This window comes from Marinovum sp. PR37 (assembly GCF_028807375.1).
In the GTDB taxonomy this organism is placed as follows: Bacteria; Pseudomonadota; Alphaproteobacteria; order Rhodobacterales; family Rhodobacteraceae; genus Marinovum; species Marinovum algicola.
The window spans coordinates 16,606-35,259 of sequence record NZ_JARAML010000020.1; the positions used below are offsets into that span (position 1 = coordinate 16,606).

14 protein-coding genes are annotated in these 18,654 nt (G+C 66.3%); 8 read left to right on the plus strand and 6 right to left on the minus strand.

Annotation, left to right across the window (positions count from 1 at the left end):
- The first annotated feature begins 17 nt into the window (after positions 1–17).
- The 4 genes from urtC to PVW49_RS16060 all read left to right on the plus strand — a co-directional run bounded on the left by urtC (position 18) and on the right by PVW49_RS16060 (position 5,702).
- Positions 18–1,250, plus strand: a complete 1,233-nt coding sequence (urtC, locus tag PVW49_RS16045) for an urea ABC transporter permease subunit UrtC (protein WP_074836574.1) — start codon at positions 18–20, stop codon at positions 1,248–1,250.
- Positions 1,247–1,987, plus strand: coding sequence for an urea ABC transporter ATP-binding protein UrtD (urtD, locus tag PVW49_RS16050; protein ID WP_048528944.1), 741 nt, complete (start codon positions 1,247–1,249; stop codon positions 1,985–1,987). Before urtC ends, urtD begins: the two co-directional genes overlap by 4 nt.
- 4 nt (positions 1,988–1,991) lie before the next feature.
- Positions 1,992–2,687 carry an urea ABC transporter ATP-binding subunit UrtE gene (urtE, locus tag PVW49_RS16055; RefSeq protein ID WP_274562192.1) on the plus strand — a complete coding sequence of 232 codons (696 nt, stop codon included), beginning with the start codon at positions 1,992–1,994 and terminating at the stop codon, positions 2,685–2,687.
- A gap of 87 nt (positions 2,688–2,774) precedes the next feature.
- Positions 2,775–5,702 (plus strand): calcium-binding protein, encoded by a 2,928-nt coding sequence (locus PVW49_RS16060; protein ID WP_274562086.1) that lies wholly within the window; start codon positions 2,775–2,777, stop codon positions 5,700–5,702.
- Between the two features lie 18 nt (positions 5,703–5,720).
- Here PVW49_RS16060 and uxaC read toward each other — a convergent pair whose 3' ends face one another.
- The 5 genes from uxaC to PVW49_RS16085 are packed head-to-tail and all read right to left on the minus strand — an operon-like array spanning position 5,721 to position 12,687.
- Positions 5,721–7,112 carry a glucuronate isomerase gene (gene uxaC, locus PVW49_RS16065; RefSeq protein WP_274591033.1) on the minus strand — a complete coding sequence of 464 codons (1,392 nt, stop codon included), beginning with the start codon at positions 7,110–7,112 and terminating at the stop codon, positions 5,721–5,723.
- Positions 7,109–8,512, minus strand: coding sequence for a mannitol dehydrogenase family protein (locus PVW49_RS16070; RefSeq protein WP_274591034.1), 1,404 nt, complete (start codon positions 8,510–8,512; stop codon positions 7,109–7,111). The genes uxaC and PVW49_RS16070 overlap by 4 nt, the downstream gene beginning before the upstream one ends.
- Positions 8,509–10,872, minus strand: a complete 2,364-nt coding sequence (locus PVW49_RS16075) for a TIM-barrel domain-containing protein (RefSeq protein ID WP_274591035.1) — start codon at positions 10,870–10,872, stop codon at positions 8,509–8,511. Before PVW49_RS16075 ends, PVW49_RS16070 begins: the two co-directional genes overlap by 4 nt.
- Complete coding sequence (locus PVW49_RS16080) at positions 10,869–12,173, minus strand: TRAP transporter large permease (RefSeq protein ID WP_170850537.1); 1,305 nt, start codon at positions 12,171–12,173, stop codon at positions 10,869–10,871. The genes PVW49_RS16075 and PVW49_RS16080 overlap by 4 nt, the downstream gene beginning before the upstream one ends.
- A gap of 10 nt (positions 12,174–12,183) precedes the next feature.
- Positions 12,184–12,687 carry a TRAP transporter small permease gene (locus PVW49_RS16085; RefSeq protein ID WP_048528952.1) on the minus strand — a complete coding sequence of 168 codons (504 nt, stop codon included), beginning with the start codon at positions 12,685–12,687 and terminating at the stop codon, positions 12,184–12,186.
- A gap of 217 nt (positions 12,688–12,904) precedes the next feature.
- On the opposite strand from PVW49_RS16085, the gene PVW49_RS16090 reads away from it, so the two are divergent.
- The 4 genes from PVW49_RS16090 to uxuA are packed head-to-tail and all read left to right on the plus strand — an operon-like array spanning position 12,905 to position 17,593.
- Positions 12,905–13,882: a TRAP transporter substrate-binding protein gene (locus PVW49_RS16090; protein WP_274591036.1), complete on the plus strand. Its 978-nt coding sequence runs from the start codon at positions 12,905–12,907 to the stop codon at positions 13,880–13,882.
- A 7-nt stretch (positions 13,883–13,889) separates the two neighbouring features.
- Complete coding sequence (locus tag PVW49_RS16095) at positions 13,890–15,671, plus strand: glycoside hydrolase family 2 protein (RefSeq protein WP_274591037.1); 1,782 nt, start codon at positions 13,890–13,892, stop codon at positions 15,669–15,671.
- A complete protein-coding gene (locus PVW49_RS16100; protein ID WP_048528956.1) occupies positions 15,671–16,402 on the plus strand; it encodes an FCD domain-containing protein in 732 nt (243 codons plus the stop codon). Before PVW49_RS16095 ends, PVW49_RS16100 begins: the two co-directional genes overlap by 1 nt.
- A 24-nt stretch (positions 16,403–16,426) precedes the next feature.
- On the plus strand, positions 16,427–17,593 hold the full coding sequence (gene uxuA, locus PVW49_RS16105; protein WP_274591038.1) for a mannonate dehydratase: 1,167 nt from the start codon (positions 16,427–16,429) through the stop codon (positions 17,591–17,593).
- Between the two features lie 40 nt (positions 17,594–17,633).
- Here uxuA and PVW49_RS16110 read toward each other — a convergent pair whose 3' ends face one another.
- A complete protein-coding gene (locus PVW49_RS16110) occupies positions 17,634–18,335 on the minus strand; it encodes a GntR family transcriptional regulator (protein ID WP_139211321.1) in 702 nt (233 codons plus the stop codon).
- Positions 18,336–18,654: the final 319 nt, after the last annotated feature.

An 18,654-nucleotide genomic window follows, 5' to 3' on the forward strand; every position in this document is an offset into this window, starting at 1 on the left:
ATGAAAGGCGCAGCCCAATGACCCGATCCTTCCTCTTCCGCAACCCGTCGGTGATGTGGTTCCTCGCCGCATTGGCGCTTTTCACCCTCGGGGTCACCGCGCTCAGCGAGGCCACCGGCGTGGGCTTTGTCTCCACCAGCTTCGTCAAGACCCTGGGCAAGACCCTCTGTCTCGCGCTCATCGCCATCGCCATGGACGTGGTCTGGGGCTATTGCGGCATCCTCTCGCTTGGCCATTTCGCCTTCTTCGGCATCGGCGGCTATGCCATCGGCATGTGGCTGATGTATGCCCGCACCGAGGGCATCGTGCTCGAAAGCCTGCAAGCCGGCGCCCTGCCGCCGACGCCCCAGGAGATTTCCGACGCTATCGCCGGCCAGATCTTCGGCGTGGTCGGCGCCTCGGAACTGCCGGGCCTGTGGAGTTTCGCGCATTCCCTGCCGCTGCAACTCATCGCCGTCATCCTCGTCCCCGGCCTCCTGGCGCTGGTCTTCGGCTGGCTCGCCTTCCGCAGCCGCGTCACCGGCGTCTACCTGTCGATCCTGACCCAGGCGATGACCCTGGCGCTGTCGCTCTACCTCTTTCAGAACGACACCGGGCTCAGGGGCAACAACGGCCTCTCCGGCCTGCAAAACATCCCCGGCTTCGAGGACACGCCGCAGGCGATGATCTCGATGGCCTTCTTCTGGGGCTCGGCGCTGGCGCTGGGGCTGGGCTACCTGCTCTTTGCCGTCGTGGTCGACGGCAAGATGGGCAGCGTGATCCGCGCGATCCGCGACAACGAGGCGCGGGTCCGCTTTCTCGGCTACCATGTCGAGAGCTACAAGCTCTTTGTCTTTACCCTGACCGCCATTGTCGCGGGCATTGCCGGCGCGCTGTATTACCCGCAGGCCGGCATCATCAACCCGGCCGAGATCGCGCCCATCGCCTCGATCTACCTCGCGGTCTGGGTGGCGATCGGCGGCCGCGGCCGGCTATACGGCGCGGTGATCGGCGCCGCCTTCGTCTCGCTGCTGTCGAGCTGGTTCACCGGCGGCGGCGCGCCGGCCATTCCGCTGGGCTTCTACACCATCCAGTGGACCGACTGGTGGCTGGTGTTGCTGGGCCTGTCGTTCGTCGCCGTCACCCTGTTCTTCCCCAAGGGCATCGGCGGCCTCTTCGATTACATCACCATCCGCCATCCGATCCCCGACCGTGTGGGCGATTACGGACCCGACGGCGGCGCACGACGCAAGGAGGAGGGCAAGCCATGACAACGCTGCTCGAAATGTCAGGGGTCTCGGTCAGCTTCGACGGCTTCAAGGCGATCAACAACCTGAGCTTCCAGATCGGCGAGCCGGAGCTGCGCGCCATCATCGGCCCGAACGGTGCCGGCAAGACCACCTTCATGGACATCATCACCGGCAAGACCCGGCCGGACGAGGGCCGCGTGCTCTTCGGCGAAAAGTCCGTCTCGCTTCTGAAGATGAGCGAAAGCCAGATCGCGCGGGCCGGGGTGGGGCGCAAGTTCCAGAAACCCACGGTGTTTGAGGCTCAGACCGTGCGCGAGAACCTCGCCATGGCGCTGGCCAACAAGCGTGGCCCCTTCGACGTGCTGTTCTATCGCAAATCGAAACGCGGCGCCGAACGGATCGAGGAGATCGCCGAGCTGATCGGGCTGACCGAGGAGCTGACCCGGCTCTCGGGCGAGCTCAGCCACGGCCAGAAGCAATGGCTCGAGATCGGCATGCTGCTGGCGCAGGATCCGCGCCTGCTTCTGGTGGATGAACCGGCGGCGGGGATGACCCCGGCGGAACGCGAAAAGACCACGACGATGCTGGTCGAGGCGGCCCGGAAACACGCGGTGGTGGTGGTCGAGCACGACATGGAATTTGTCCGCCGCCTGAACTGCAAGGTTACGGTGCTGAACGAAGGCTCGGTGCTGGCCGAAGGTTCGCTCGACCACGTGACCAACAACAAGGAGGTCATCGATGTCTATCTCGGACGGTAAGCCGATGCTGGAAACCCGCGACCTGACGTTGAAATACGGCCACAGCCAGATCCTGCACGGCATCTCGATGCAGGCGCGGGCCGGCGAGGTGACCTGTGTCATGGGCACCAATGGCGTCGGCAAGACCAGCCTGCTCAAGGCGATCTCCGGCAGCCATCCCCGCGCCGGCGGCGACCTGTCGATCGACGGCGAGGTGATCCCGCCGGCGCCGGCGCATGTGCTGGCGCAGAAAGGCGTGGGGTATGTGCCGCAGGGCCGCGACATCTTTCCGCTGATGACGGTGATGGAGAACCTCGAAACCGGGTATGCCTGCCTGCCCCGCTCCGAGCATTTTGTGCCCGACGAGATCTTCGAGCTTTTCCCGGTGCTCAAGCAGATGCGCGCCCGCCGGGGCGGCGATCTCTCGGGGGGTCAGCAGCAGCAGCTGGCGATTGCCCGCGCGCTGATCACCAAGCCCAAGCTGCTCTTGCTCGACGAACCGACCGAGGGCATCCAGCCCAACATCATCCAGCAAATCGGCGAGGTGATCAAATACCTGCGCGGCAAGGGCGAGATGGCGATTGTGCTGGTCGAGCAGTTCTTTGACTTCGCCTATGGTCTCGGCGATCATTTCGTGGTGCTGAAACGCGGCGAGGTGGTGCTCGAGCGGGACCGCGCCAGCGCCGAGCGCGAAGTGCTGCTGGAGCATGTCTCGGTCTGAGCCGGCCCGCGCAATCGTGAGACAGCCTGTCAAATTCTCGCCATAACATTCACAAGAATGGTGGGACGGGATTCGGAGGTATGTTTCATGTTGAGAACGGTCTGGATGGCCCTGTGTCTGGGGCTCGGATTTGCCGGCGCGGCTCCAGCGCAGGAGGAGCGCTCGGTCAGGGCCTATGTCTGGGGCAATTCGCTGATCAATCATCCCACCGCATCGGAGGGCACCGCCGTGCCCTGGTGGCTGGCGCGGATGGCCGGGGCAGCGGGGCGCGAGCTGGCGCTCAGTGGGCAATATGCCTTTGGCGGGCAATTCCCCGACAAGCTGCCGCCGCTGCCGGAATGGGGGTTTCCGGGGGTCACGCCCAGCTATGAGCCCGGCCGCGCATTTGGCGATGCGCGGATTGATACCCTGTTGATAAATCCCGAGAACTTTATCCAGTACAAGGGCCCGTCAGAGCCGTATGACGGCGATCACAGCGACGGCCGCAGCCCGGTCAGCGGCACTGTGGCGCTTGCCGCCTGGGTGGTCGATCAGGGGTTGTCGCCGACGGTCTTTCTTTATGAAGGATGGGCCGAGATGGAGCGTTTCCCGCCCACCCGGCGCGCCTATCGCCGCTATCAGGCCTTTACCACCGGCGATTACCACGACTGGTATCTCGATTATCACGCCGCCGTGGCCGCGGCACTGCCCGCGCTCGATGTGCGGCTGATCCCGGTCGGGCCGATCCTGACCGGTCTCTTGACCGAGGGCCCGTTGCAGGAGCTGCGCCCGACCGATCTCTATACTGACAACGCCCCGCATGGCACGCCGGCAACCTATCTGATCGCCGCCATGATCACCTATGCCGCGCTCTACAACGCGCCGCCGCCGGTCCTCGAGCTGCCCGAGGACGTGCATCCGGTGCTGGCAGAGAGCTATGGCGCCGCGGCGGATTACATCTGGCAGGAAATGCAGGGATTTGCCGCGCCGCGCCGGGCCGCTGCCCTCGATGCCCCGCCGCAGGACGTGCCGGCCACGGCGCAAGTGGCGCCGCAGCCGCAGTTCGCCCCGGCCTCGACCGGTGTCGGACTGGCCAACCCGTCGATGGCCGTGGGGCTGAACGGCATTGCCGACTGGTCCACACAACAGCCCTTCATCGACGTGATGAAGACCGCGCGGCACTGGGTCGGGCATCTGCCGGGGCAATGGGGCGGTGTCTCGGCCGAGGATATGGCGGCGCAGGGGGCGTTGGATGCGCATGGCTGGCTGACCCGGATGCCGGCGGGTGTCGACCGGGTCGAGGCCTTTCTGCTGACCGATATGCCGCCCGAGGCGGTCTCGCTGAAAGGCCGCTACCGGGTGACATGGGAGGGCAGCGGCGAAGTCACCGTCGTCGGGCGCGCCCGGGTGCAGCAGAAGGAGGCGCGCGCGCTCTGGTTTCTTTATGAACCGGGGGAGGGGACCGTGGCGGTCCAGATCAGATCGACCGATCCGAACGGCACCGGCGACTACATCCGCAACATCCGCGTGATCCGCGAGGCGCATCTGCCGCTGGATGAGGCCGGAGTGGTGTTCAACCCGGATTTCATCGACCGCATCAAGGATCTCCGCGCCCTGCGCTTCATGGACTGGATGTTCACCAACGGCTCGCCCAAGGTGGCCTGGCAGGACCGTGCGCGGATTGGCGATTATTCCTATTTCCATCGCGGCGTGCCGGTCGAACGTCTGGTGGCGCTGGCCAATCTGGTGGGCGCCGATCCCTGGTTCACCATGCCGCATATGGCCGATGACGGCTATCTCCGGGCCTATGCCACGGCGGTGCGCGGCGGGCTCGATCCACGGCTCAAGGCCCATGTCGAATATTCCAACGAGCTCTGGAACCGGTACTTTCCCCAGGCGGCCTGGGCCGACGAACAGGCCCGCGCCCGCTGGGGCGAAGCGGCCGGCGACGATGGCTGGATGCAGTTTGCCGGGATGCGGGCGGCGCAGGTGGCGGATATCTGGACCGGGGTTTTCGGCGCCGAAGCTGCCGCGCGGCTGGTCAACGTGATCGGGGTGCACACCGGCTGGCCGGGACTCGAGGTGCCGCAGCTTGCCGCGCCGCTCTGGCAGGCGGAGGGCAATGCCGCCCCGGCCGGGCGGTTTCAGGCCTATGCGGTCTCGGGCTATTTCGGCCATATGATCGGCAGCGAGGAGGAGGGCCACGAGATCAGGGCGCTGCTCGACGATGCCGCGGCGCGGGCGCGCGCGGCGGGCGAGGCCGAAGGGCTGCGCCGGGTTGCCCTGCGCGAATATGCGCGGGCGCGGCAGTTCGAGGGCACCATTGCGCCGGTGATCGACCGGCTGCGCGCCGGATCGCTGAAAGAGCTGACCGAGGAGCTCTGGCCCTATCACGCCCGGGTCGCGGCAGAACAGGACATGCGGCTGGTGATGTACGAGGGCGGCACCCATATCCTCGGTCACGGCCCCTGGCAGGAGGATGAGACCCTGACCGCCTATTTCCACCGGCTCAACTATTCGCCCGAGATGGGTGCGCTCTATGCCGATCTGCTCGTCGCCTGGCGCGATGTCGGCGGCACGCTGTTCAATGCCTTTGTCGATATCGGCAAGCCGTCGAAATTCGGCAGCTGGGGCAACCTGCGCCACCTCGACGACAGCACCCCGCGCTGGGATGCGCTGATGGCCTTCAACCAGACCGCCCCCGGCTGGTGGGAACAACGCGCGCCGGGCACCTTCTTGCAGGGCGTGACGCGGCGGGGCACCGAGGCGGCCGACCGGCTGGAGGGCACCAGCGAAGAGGATGTGCTGATCGGGCGGGCCGGGGATGACGTGCTGGTAAGCGCCGGGCGGGGCGATTTCCTGCATGGCGGGCCCGGGCGCGACGTGGCCGAGCTGCCGGGGGCCTATGGCAGCTATGGTTTCGACCGTCAGGGGCCGCTCCTGCGGGCTTGGCATAGCGAGGGTGTGGTTCACCTGCGCGATATCGAGGTGCTGCGCTTCGAGGATGTGGAGGTGGCGACCGACCTGTTGCAATAGGCCGCCACCCGCAGTCTTCTAGAGAAACCAGTCGCGGGCGTTGCGATAGCAGACATCGCGCACCAATTCGTCCATCGCGTCCTGATCATCGGGCACATGGCCCTCGACCTGCCAGCGGCCGACGATGCGGCAGAACAGCCGGCGGAAATATTCGTGACGCGGGAAGGACAGGAACGAGCGGCTGTCGGTCAGCATCCCGAGGAAGGTCGAAATCAGCCCCATCTGCGCCAGGGTGCGCATCTGGTCCTCCATGCCATCGAGCTGGTCGTTGAACCACCAGGCGGTGCCGGCCTGGATCTTGCCGGGGATCGAACCGTCCTGGAAGTTGCCGGCAGTGGTGACAATGGCGGCATTGCGGGTGGTGTCGAGCCCGTAGAGCACGGAGCGCGGCAGCGTGCCGTCGCGGTCGAGCCGGTCGAGCAGGGTGTTGAGCGGTTCGGCCAGGCTGATGTCGCGCGGGCTGTCGGCGCCGACGTCGGGGCCAAGGCTCTCGCGCAGACGGGTGCGGTTGGAGCGCAGGGCGTTGACATGCAACTGCATCACCAGATCGCGCTTGGCATAGGCCCGGCCAAGCGCCACCAGCAGCGCCGCCCGCCAGGCGGCGGCATCCTCACCCGAGACCGCGCGCCCGGTGCGCCCGGCATCCAGCGCCGCGTCAAGCACCGCCGCCGGCACCTCCGGCCCGGCGTCGAGCCGGTCGATGCCGTGGTCGGCGGCGCGGCAGCCATGCGCCACGAAATGATCGAGCCGTTTTTCCAGCGCGCCGATCAGGTCGTCGAAGCTGGCAATCGGGTGGGTCATCTCTTCCAGCCGTGCGATCCAGGCGGCAAAGCCCGGCGCGTCGATCTTCATCGCAGGATCGGGGCGGAAGGTCGGCACCACGCGCCAGGGCGCGTCCTTGAGCGCGGCGTGATGTTCGAGACTGTCGAGCGGATCGTCGGTGGTGCCCACCAGTTCGACCTTCATCTGGCTGAGCAGCCCCCGCGCGCCGTAGCCCGGCTCTGCCAGCCGCTCCTTGGTGGCGTCCCAGACCCGGTCGGCCGTCTCGGTGCTCAGCACGGTGCCGTCGAGCCCGAAGTAGCGCCAGAGCTCGAGATGCGACCAATGGTGCACCGGGTTGGCGACCAGCTTGGGCATGACACGGGCGAAGGCATTGAACTTGTCGCGGGGGTCGGCGTCGCCGGTGATCAGCCGTTCCTCGACCCCGGCCCAGCGCATCAGCCGCCATTTGTAGTGATCATGGCCAAGCCAGAGCGTGCCAAGCTCGTCCCAGCGCTGGTCCTTGGCGATCTCGGCCGGGGGCAGGTGGTTGTGGTAGTCGATGATCGGCAGGTCGCGGGCCACCTCGTGGAACAGGTGCCGCGCCTCGGCGGTGTCGAGCAAGAAATCGTCGTTCAGGAAACGGGTCACAGGGCCTCCTTCAGGGCGCCGATGATGCCCTGGCTGGTGATGGCGTCAAACGCAGTTTGCACGGCGGGGGTCAATGTTTCCGACAGGTCGGTCGGCCCATCGAGGCCGAGCACGTCAGCGACCGGATCGGCGCCGGCAGCAGCGGCGCGCAGGGCGTCCTGGCGCGGGTCGGCCACCGGGGGCAGATCGCGCAGCGCGGCGATCCAGCTGGCGATCGCCAGCGCGGTGAGCGGCCAGGGCCGCCCGGCGGCGGCGTTCCGGCTGGCCGGTGCGAACAGCCGCTGCGGCATCTTCTGGCTGGTGTCCTGGGCGATCTGGTCGAGCCGGTGGCGCAGCCGCGTGTTGGCGAACCGCGCGATCAGCGCCTCGGCATAGCCGGGCAGATCGACGCCCTCGGGCATGTCGAGCGTCGCGGCCTGTTCGTCGAGCATCAGTTTCAGCGCCGCCTGTCGCAGCACCGCGTCGGCGGTGGCCTCTGCCACGGTCTCATGGCCCGCCAGCCGCCCGGCGTGGGCGAGGAAACTATGCGCGCCATTCAGCATGCGCAGCTTCATTTCCTCGTAGGGCGTGACATCCTCCACCAGCTCGGCCCCGCCTTCGGCAAAGGGCGGGCGGGCGCCGGCGAAATGATCCTCGAGCACCCATTGCAGGAACGGCTCGGTGACGATGCCGTTGGCGTCCTCGCCGCCCGCCGCCTGTTCGATCAGCGCCCGACCCGCGTCATCCAGCGCCGGGGTGATGCGGTCGACCATGGAGTTCGGGAAGGCGGCATTGGCCTCGATCCAACCGGGCAGTTCGGCGTCGATCTCTGCGGCGTAGTCCAGCACCACCTGGCGCAGGATATCGCCATTGCCCGGCATGTTGTCGCAAGAGACCAGGGTGATTGGCCCGGCGCCGCCGGTGCGGCGGCGACGCAGCCCCTCGGCCAGGACACCGATGGCGGTGCTGGGTGCGCTATCCCCGGAAAGGTCGGCCTTGATGTCGTCGCGGCTGGTGTCCAGCCGGCCGCCGGCCTGGCAATAGCCCTTTTCGGTCACCGTCAGCAGCACCACCTCGAGCCCGCCCGAGGCGATCAGATCGAGCAGCGCCTCCGGCCCGTCGCGGCGCGGATGCAGGCTGGCGATCACGCAGCCGATCCTGCGCACCCGGGCGCTTTCGCCATCGGCGGCGGCGACATGATAGCGGCCCTCGGCCCGGTCCAGCGCCGAGAGCGCCTCGGCCCCCGAATGCAGCCGCGCGGCCACCACGCCCCAATCGCCGCCCGTGGCGTCGAGCCCCCGGTCGAGCACCCACATCGGATGCGCCCGGCCAAAGGCGCCGAAGCCGAGATGCAGGATGCGCGGTTTCAGCGCCGCGCGGTCATATGCGGGCGCCTCGTGGGTGATCTCCAGATCGGTCATAGCTCTACCTCGTCATGCGATGCGATGTCCCGGCCCCCGGCACGCAAGCCACGGGTTTCGCCGGCGGGCAGGATCACCCGCGCGCTCGGCAGGATCGGCGCGGCGCTGCCCGCCTGCTGCCAGTCGAGGGTGACATGACTGTCGGTGCTCGCAAGGGTGAATCTCAGCAGGCTGTGTTCGGGGGCTTCGCTGATGCCATCGTCCTCGTAAAACAGCGATACCTCGCTGGCCTCGCCCGGGGCGGGGAACAGCAGCAAGTCGCGCGCCTGATCGGCGGAGGGATCGGCGCGCATCGCGCCCGCAGAGACCGGCAACACCGCACCGGCGCGGACAAACAGCGGCATGCTGCCCAGGTCGACCGGCAGCTCGAGCCGGGTGCCGGGGGCGTGATAGGCGCCGCTGTGGAAATCCCACCAGCCGGTGGCGTTCCGGGGGAGCTGCACCACCCGCGTCTCGGCGCCCGCGTCCATCACATTGGCGACCAGCAGATCGCGGCCGAGCATGAATTCGTCACGCTCCTGCCAGCAGGCCGGATCCTCCGGGAAATCGAGGAACAGCGGCCGCAGCATCGGTTCATCGGCGTCCGCCGCTTGCCACAGGCAGGTGTAGAGATAAGGCAGCAGCCGGTAGCGCAGCGCCAGGGCCGCCCGAATCTGCGGCAGCACCTCGGGGTACATCCAGGGCTCGTTGACGGTGCCGTCGTCGTTCCAGGAATGGATGGTGAAGCGCGGATGGAAGATGCCGTTCTGCACCCAGCGGACAAAGAGTTCGGGTCCGGGCTTGGGGCCGGAAAAGCCGCCGACGTCATGGCCGATGTTGTAGAACCCCGAGAGGCTCATCCCGAGACCGGTGCGGGTATTGAAACGGATGGTCTTCCAGTCGGTGCGATTGTCGCCCGACCAGGTCTGGGCATGGCGTTGGAGCCCCGGCGCGCCGGAGCGCGAGATCAGGTAGGGCCGCTTGCCCGGCGCATGTCTGCGCTGCGCCTCTTCCGAGGCGCGGCTCATCAGGATCGGCATCAGCGGCCGGATCAGCCCGACATCGACCGGATCGCCAAAGCCGGCGCAGCGGGCGTGGTGATCCCAGATCTCGTATTCGTTGTTGTCGTTCCAGGTCGAGCCGATGCCATGATCGAGCAGTTGCGTCGTCACGCCCTCCTGCCACCACGCCACCGCATCCGGGTTGGTGAAATCGAGGTGCGCGCCTTCGTCGTCCCAGAAGATCGAGCGTTCGGGTTTGTCGTGGTCCTCGCTGTCGCGGATGAAGAGCCCGGCCCCGGCCACCTCGTCATAACGCGGGTGGTCCTGCAACAGGCAGGGCTTGATATTGGCGATCAGGTGTACACCGGCCTCGGCAAAGCGCGTGGTCATGCCGGCGATGTCGGGCACCTTGTCATGATTCCAGTTGAAGACATAGCGTTTCGGGCCAATCGAGGTGTAGCCCGAGGACATCTGGAAGCTGTCGCAGGGAATGTCGTGCTCGGCAATATGGGCGAGAAAACCCTCGAGCTGCGCCTGCGCGTCGGGCGCGTCGGTATAGCTCATGGTCGAGCCGGAATAGCCCAGCGTCCAGCGCGGTGGAAAGGCGGTGCCGCCGGTCAGCCGGGTCTGGCCCTTGACCAGATCGAGCAGTTGCGGCGCCCAGCGGACATAGTAATCGAGATCGCCATCCTCGGCCCGGTAGGCGCGATACGGCAGGTGGTAATTGTCGAGCTCGTTGCCGATGTCGAACCAGCAGGAGGCCAGGTTGTCGTAAAAGATCGACCAGGCCCCGGCGCGCTCGGTCTGGGTCAGCGTAAAGGGCACATGCTTGTAGAGCGGATCGGTCTTTTCGGCGTCATAGCCCATGGCATCGAGATTGCGCATCTCGAAACGGCGGCCGCTGCGTTCCAGATCGCCGGTCTTTTCGCCAAGGCCATAAACCCGGTCCTCGGGATAGCGCCGCAGGAAATGTTCGTGCCGGTGATCGCGGGTGTCGAGTAGGGTGCCGCCGGTGGGGCGTTCCTCGACAAAGGGCACCCATTCACCGTCGATCCGTGCCGCCCAGGCCAGGTGCAGCGGCTGCGAGACCGTGAGGCGCAGCACATCGGTCTCGATCACCAGCGTCTCGCCGTCGGTGATCTTTGCCGCGGGGCAGGCAAAACCCGTGAGCTCGTCGCGGCTGCGCCCCTGCCAGGGCATCTCGCCCCCCGGCGCGACGCACCAGGTCCGGTCGAGCCGCCAGGTGCCGTCCTTCTTCAGCGACACCCGGATCAGGTCATGCTCCAGCACCCGGATCGACAGCAGGTGCCGGCCCTCGACCAAAAGATCGGCCCCGGCGGCGTGGCGGGTGTGAAGGGTCCAGTCGCGAAGCGTTTTCATAGGCCGTATCCCAGAAGCAGGCGGGGCAGGAAGAGGCTGATCTCGGGGACATAGGTGACCACGAGCAGCAGCGAGACAAGCACCGCATAGAGCGGCAGCAGCGGTTTGATCACCTTGGCGATCGAGGTGCCGCCGACCGAACAGCCGACAAACAGCGCCGATCCGACCGGCGGGGTGCAGATGCCGATGCAGAGGTTGAAGGTCATGACGATGCCGAAATGCACCGGATCCATGCCCAGATCGCCCACCACCGGCAGGAAGATCGGCGTAAAGATCAGAAGCGCCGGTGTCATGTCCATGAAGGTGCCGATCAGCAGCAGGGTGATGTTGATCGCCAGCAGGATCATCAGCGGGTTGTCGGACAGATTGAGCAGCACATCGGAGATAGTGTTGGGGATCATGCCAAAGGCCATGGCCCGGCTCATCGCGATCGAAGCGCCGATCATCAGCAGCACCACCGAGGTGGTGACGGCGCTCTCGATGATGATGCGCGGCAGGTCGCGCAGCGAAATCTCGCGATACCAGACCAGCGCCAGCACCAGCGCATAGATCACCGCCGCGGCCGAGGCCTCGGTTGCGGTGAAGACGCCCGAGATGATGCCGCCCATGATGACGACGATCAGCCCAAGCGGCAGCACCGCGTCGCGCGCTGCCACCCAGAATTCGTTCAGCGAGGGGCGGGGCGAGACCGGGTAGCCGCGCCGCTTGGCGATGATGCCGGCGACGATCATGATGCCGAGGCCCATCAGCAGGCCGGGCAGGTAGCCGGCGACAAACAGCGCCGCGATCGAGGTGCCGCCGGTGATCAGCGAATAGACGATCAGCGTCGCCGAGGGCGGGATCAACAGGCCGGTCGGGCAGGAGGCGATATTGACCGCTGCCGAGAAGCTGCGGTCATAGCCTTCGCGGTCTTGCAGCGGCGCCATCACCCCGCCGACCGCCGCCGCCGAGGCCACGGCAGAGCCGGAAATCGAGCCGAACATCATGTTGGCCAGCACGTTGCAATGCGCCAGCGCGCCGGGCAGCCGGCCGGCCAGCACCTTGGCGAAATTGATCAGCCGCATGGCGATGCCGCCATGGTTCATGATGTTGCCGGCGAGGATGAAGAAGGGGATGGCCAGCAGCGTGAAGCTGTCGAGCCCCGAGGCCATCTGCTGGGCGACAATAAAGACCGATTGCTCGACCCCCATGAACAGCAGGAAGGTCAGCGTCGCCGCGGAGCCGATGGCAAAGGCAATGGGCACGCCCATGGCCATGAAGATGACGAAGGAGCCGAAGAGGACCCAGATCGCGTAGCTCATATCTATTTCCTCATTCGATCGGCAGGTCGGAGTCGGACTCGACCACAGGCATCCGCCCGCGGGCGACCTCGGCAAAAAACAGGGCGCAGTAGTAGAGAATCACCGCCCCGGCGAAAGGGATGGCGCCGTAGATCCAGCCCATCGAGATGCGCAGCGCCGGGGTGACCTGGCCAGAGGCCAGGGTCCGCGACACCAGCGAATAGCCGCCCCAGATCATCACCACGGCGGCGAAGCTTGCCACCACCAGCAGGATCGCCGCCTCGGAGGCCAGCTTGCGGCGGCCGCTGAGCGTGCTGGTCAGCAGGTCGATGGCCAGGTGGCGGCGGGCGCCAAAGGTATAGGCGCCGCCGATCAGCGCCAGCCACATGAAGAGAAAGCGCGCGATCTCGTCGGTCAGAGTGCTCGGCGTGCCGAGCACGTAGCGGCTCAGCACCTGCCAGGTGACACAGGCGACCAGCACCGTGAAGATCGCGATGATGACCCAGCGCAACAGGCTGTCGATTGCGGACTTCATGGAGCGCGCCTCCGGCTTGGGCGGGGTGGTCTTGCGTGGGGGATCATCTCGTCTCCTCCTCAGGCTGAGAATGTGCCGCATACTCGCAGCCTCGATAAATGTGGTCAACCAATTTCAGAAATGGGTTGACTACTTCCTGCAATAAACCGCATCATCCGTCCAGATTGGTCAACCAGGATAAGGGGCCAATCGCTGAAATTCTTCCGGGAGGACTTCCATGAAAGTCGCAGCTACCTTTACCGCCGCCGCCATTGCCGCGGTCGCCACATCGGCCGGCGCCGAGACGTTCCGTCTCAACCACAACAACCCGCCGGATCATCCGACGCATCTGTCGATGCAGTTCATGGCGGATCGCGTCGAAGAGCTGACCGATGGCGGCATCAAGATCCAGATCTTCCCCAACGCCCAGCTTGGCACCCAGCGCGAATCGGTGGAGCTGGTGCAGAACTGCGCGCTCGAGATGGCCCGCTCCAACGCCTCCGAGCTCGAAGCCTTCGAGGAAAGCTATTCGGCAATGAACCTGCCCTATATCTTCGCCTCCGAAGCGCATTTCAACGAGGTGATCTCGGGTGAAATCGGCCAGGACATCCTTGCCGCATCGGTCGACAACGGCTTTCGCGGCGTGGCCTTCCTGACCGAAGGCGCACGGTCGTTCTATGGCCAGAAGCCGATCCTGTCGCCGGCCGATCTGACCGGCGTCAAGGTGCGCGTGCAGCCTTCGCCGTCGGCCATCCGCATGGTCGAGCTGCTCGGCGGCAACCCCACACCGATCTCCTGGGGCGAGCTCTACAGCGCGCTGCAACAGGGTGTCGTCGACGCCGCCGAGAACAACCCCACGGCACTGACGTCGGCCCGTCACGGCGAAGTGGCGTCGCATTTCTCGCTCGACGAGCACACCATCATCCCCTCGGTGGTGGTGATGTCGAACTGCGCCTGGGACGGCATGAGCGCCGAAGAGCAGGAAGCCTTCATGACCGCCGCGGCGGAAATGCAGGAGCGCCACGGCGTGGAGTGGAAAAAAGCCTCTGACGCCGCCATCGAACAGGCCCAGGCCGAGCTGGACGTCACCGTCCACGAGGTCGACAAGACCCCCTTCGTCGAGGCGGTCCAGCCGATGTACGAAGAGGTTGCCGCGCAATCCGACACGGTCGCCGATCTGATCGAGCGCATCCAGTCCTCGGCTTCCGGCTCCTGAGGCGGCCATGCTCGAACGGTCAGATATCGCCGAGAACGCGCTTCAGTGTCTGCATGACGAGGACTACGACCGTCCTTTCAACACGCAGAACCTGAACGCGGATACCCTGATCTTCTCCGGCGGCCGGCAGGGCCGGTCGCTGGACGGAGAGTGGTATTTCTGCGTCGATCTCCTGGATACCGGGCTGCGGCAGAAATGGTTCGCCATGACGCCCGCCCGCCCCGAAGACCGTATCGAGCCCTGGGATTACGATCCCCACGACGGCGAGACGGTGCCGGTGCCCTCGAACTGGCAGATGCTGAAGGAGAAATGGTATTTCTTCGAAGGCTCGGCCTGGTACACCCGGCCCGTCACCGTCGACGCCCTGGACGAAGGACGGCGCCGCTTCCTGCGGATCGGCGCCGCCCAGTATGATTGCAAGGTCTTCGTCAACGGCCAGTTCCTCGGCAACCACTACGGCGGCTCCACGCCGTTCTGTGTCGAGCTGACCGAGGCGCTGGAGCCGGGCGAAAACTGGATCATGCTCTGCGTCAACAATACCCGCACCCGCGACCGGGTGCCGATGCGCAACACCGACTGGTTCAACTATGGCGGCGTCTACCGCGAGGTGACGCTCTACGAGACGCCGGCGACGGTGATCCGCGAGCTGTTCCTGCGACTCGAGGGCGGCGCGGTAAAAGCCTTGGTCGTTGCTGATGGCCCGGCCGAGAGCGCGCGGCTGGAGATCCCCGAACTGGGCGTCAAAACCGACATTCCGCTGACCGAGGGTCGTGGCGAGGTGACGCTGGAGGCGCAGCCCGCGCTCTGGTCGCCCGACAGCCCGAAGCTCTATGACGTGACCTGCGCCGCCGGCGGCGATGTGGTGACCGACCGGGTCGGTTTCCGCACTGTCGAACGGCGCGGAACCGAGATTTTCCTGAACGGCAAACCGCTGTTCCTGCGCGGCATTTCCGTGCATGAGGACGACGAACAATCCGGCAAGGTCACCAGCGAGGCCGACATCCGCCGCCGCTTCGAACATGCCCGCGAACTGGGCTGCAACTTCCTGCGGTTGGCGCATTACCCGCATCACGAACGCGCCGCAGAGATCGCCGACGAGCTGGGCCTGCTGCTCTGGGAGGAAATCCCGGTCTACTGGGCGATCGATTTCGCCAATCCGGCCACCCGCCGCGATGCCACCAACCAGCTCACCGAACTGGTGCGCCGCGACCGCAACCGCGCCAGCGTGATCATCTGGTCGATCGGCAACGAGAACCCCGACACCGATGCCCGGCTCGACTTCATGCAGGGTCTGGCCGCGACCGCCCGGGCCGAAGATCCGACCCGGCTGATCGCCGCCGCCTGCCTGATCAACCACGCCAAGCTCAAGATCGAGGACCGTCTGGCCGGCGCGCTCGATATCATCGGGATCAACGAATATTACGGCTGGTATGACGAAAACTTCGACGAACTGGCGATCATCGGCCGCAATTCCGCCCCCGACCGGCCGGTGGTGATTTCGGAAACCGGAGCCGATGGCGACCATGAGAAAGGGCCCGAGCGCGGGCTGTTTTCCACCGCCTATCAGTCTGAAGTCTATGAAAAACAGATCGCGACACTGTCGGATCTTGATTACATCAAGGGAATTTCGCCCTGGATCCTCTATGATTTCCGTGTCGAACGGCGTCAGAATGTCTTTCAGCGTGGTTGGAACCGCAAGGGTCTGATCGCCGCCGACAAGCAGACCAGAAAGCCGGCCTTCGGCCTTCTGGCGGCGCATTACGCGGAGCGGGCATCGAAGGAGGAGTGATGGGCGAACGCAGGCAATATCGGGATGTGGCGCGGGACATACAGGACATCATCCGCAGCGAGGCGCTGGCCGCCGGCGACCGGTTGCCGCCGGAACGCGGGCTGTCGGACCGGCTTGGCGTGTCGCGCTCGCTGGTGCGCGAGGCGCTGATCCTGCTCGAGATCGAGGGCGTGGTCGAGGTGCGCAAGGGCTCGGGGATCTACATCTCCGACACGCCACTGGGCACCGGGGCACAGGTGCGCGACGATATCGGCCCGTTCGAGCTGTTGCAGGCGCGGCAGCTCATCGAATCCGAGGTCGCCGGCTTTGCCGCCCGCATGGTCACCAAGAACGACATCCTGCGCCTGCGCGAGGCGCTGGCCCGTGAACGTGCCGACATGGCCGACGGCGATCCCGGCTATGACGGCGACCGCGAATTCCACCGGCTGATCGCCGAGGCGACGCAGAATTCGGTGCTGGTCGACGTGGTCGAGGAGCTCTGGCGCAAGCGCGAGCAGAGCCCGATGTGGGCGCGGCTGCACGATCGCATCTTCGAGACCGAATACCGCCGCGCCTGGCTGGACGATCACGAGGCTATCCTCGCCGCGCTTCAGGCCCGCAACCCGGAACAGGCGCGCGCCGCCATGTGTCAGCATCTCGGCAATGTCCGCGAAACGCTGATGGCGCTGTCGGACGTCGAGGATCCCTCGTTCGACGGCTATCTTTTCGAGCCGGTCGCCCAGACCGGATAACCCCAAAGCCCCCGAGAGGCCTCTATGATCGAATCCTGGCGCTGGTTTGGCCCCGATGATCCCGTGACCCTATCCGATGTCCGCCAGGCGGGCGCCACCGGCATTGTCACCGCCCTGCACGGCGTGCCGGCCGACACCCCCTGGCGCCGCGAGGATATTGCGACCCGGCAAGAGATGATCCGCGATGCCGGCCTGGAATGGGTCGTGGTCGAGAGCATTCCGGTCCACGAGAGCATCAAGACCGGCGCGCCGGGCTGGGAAGCCATGGCCGACGTCTGGGCCGAGAGCCTGCGCGCCGTCGCCGCCGAAGGCATCACCACGGTCTGCTACAATTTCATGCCGGTGCTGGACTGGACCCGCACCGCGCTCGACCATGCGCTGGCCGATGGCGCGCAATGCCTGCGGTATGACGCGGTGGATGCGGCGATCTTCGACATCTTCCTGCTCAAGCGCGACGGCGCCCGCGCCGATCACCGCGCGGACATCGCCGAAGAGGCCGAAACGCGCTATGACGGCATGGACGGGGCCGCCTGTCAGCGGCTGACCGAGACGATCATCGCCGGGCTGCCGGGGGCCGAGGAAAGCTGGACGCTCGACGGCTTCCGCAATCGCATCGCCGATTACCGCGAGATCGATGCCGCGCGGCTGCGCGCCAACCTGCTGGCCTTTCTCGATCGGGTGCTGCCGGTGGCGCGCGAGGCCGGCGTCAAGCTGGCCATCCATCCCGACGATCCGCCCTTCGCGCTGTTCGGCCTGCCGCGGGTGGTCTCCTGCGCCGAGGACCTGGCGGCGATCCTCGATCACGCGCCGGTGGTGGAAAACGGGCTGACCTTCTGCACCGGTTCGCTGGGCGTGCGCGCCGACAACGATCTGCCGGCGATGTTCGATCGGTTCCGCGACCGCATCCACTTCCTGCACCTTCGTTCGACCGAGCGCGAGGCCGATGGCGTCAGCTTTCACGAAGCCGCGCATCTGGCCGGCGATGCCGGTCTGGTCGAAATCGTGCGGCGGGCGCTGCGTCTCGAGGCCGACAGCGGCCGGCACGTGCCGATGCGCCCGGACCACGGCCATATGATCGGCTGGGATCAGTCACGCGGCATGCGCGCCGGCTATCCCTATATCGGCCGGCTGCGCGGCCTGGCCGAGCTGCGCGGTGCCGCCGCGGCCCTGGCCGCGACCGACCGCACCTGACGCACCCCGGCCGGCGGGAGGCCCCGGCCCCGCTGGGCCGTCAATATTCGATGGCGTCCAGAAATCTTTGCTGCGCGGTGTTGAGATGCTCTTCGAGCAGCCGCGCGGCCCGGTCGGCGTCCTTGTCGCGGATCGCATGCAGGATCTCGAGGTGTTCGGCAAAGGCCTCGCCGTGGCTGAGATAGCGCGGCGGCAATTGCAGTCGCACCAGCATCTGCTTGGTTTCAAGGTTCCTGAAAATCTCGTCGATCAGGCTGCTGCCCAGGGCCCCTAGAAAGGTCTGGTGCAGATCCCAGTCGAGCTTGGTGCGCCGGCGGACCAGCGCCTGGCGCTGTTCGGCGGTCTCGGTCGAGGCTTCCATGATCTCCAGCGTTCTGCGGCGCAATGCGTCGACTTCCTGGGGGTCGTGGTCGCTTGCGTATGCGCGCACCGCCGGCATCTCGACCAGTTTGCGCAACTGATAGATCTCGCGCACCTCGGTGGCGTCGATCTCGCGCAGAACGACGCCTTTCTTGGCAATCAGCTCGACAATCCCCTCGCCCTCGAGCCGCTTCAGCGCCTCGCGCACCGCCGTGATGGTCGAGCCGGTGGCATCGCAGATCTCGCGCTGGGTGACCAGCCGGCCGGGTTTGAACGTGCCCTGCATCAGGCATTTCACAAACCGCTCATAGGCGCCCGAGCGCTGGACCTGGGAGGATTGCGCGGCCTCTTCCACAGTCGGGTCGTTCACGTCACTGGGCACAGGTGATCTCCTGAAAATGGGGCGGTCGGGCAAGGCGAGGGACGGCAGGGGCCCGGGTGATTATCGCCGGCCACCCGCCCCCTCATTACGCCCAAGCCCCCGGTCTTTTCAACCTGCGCACCTGGCGGCCGGTCGGCGGGGAGAGTGGGGGCGGTCATGCGGCCTCGGTCCTTTCATGGCGGTGAGATCAGCATTGACTCGGCCAGTCGACTCTGTCAAATCTTTTGTAAGATCTCAGTTAAGCTCCCAATAAGGAGCGCAGCAACCCAGCTTGGAGACCCGCATGTCGCGCACCGTCGTTCCGGCCCCGAGAGCCGCC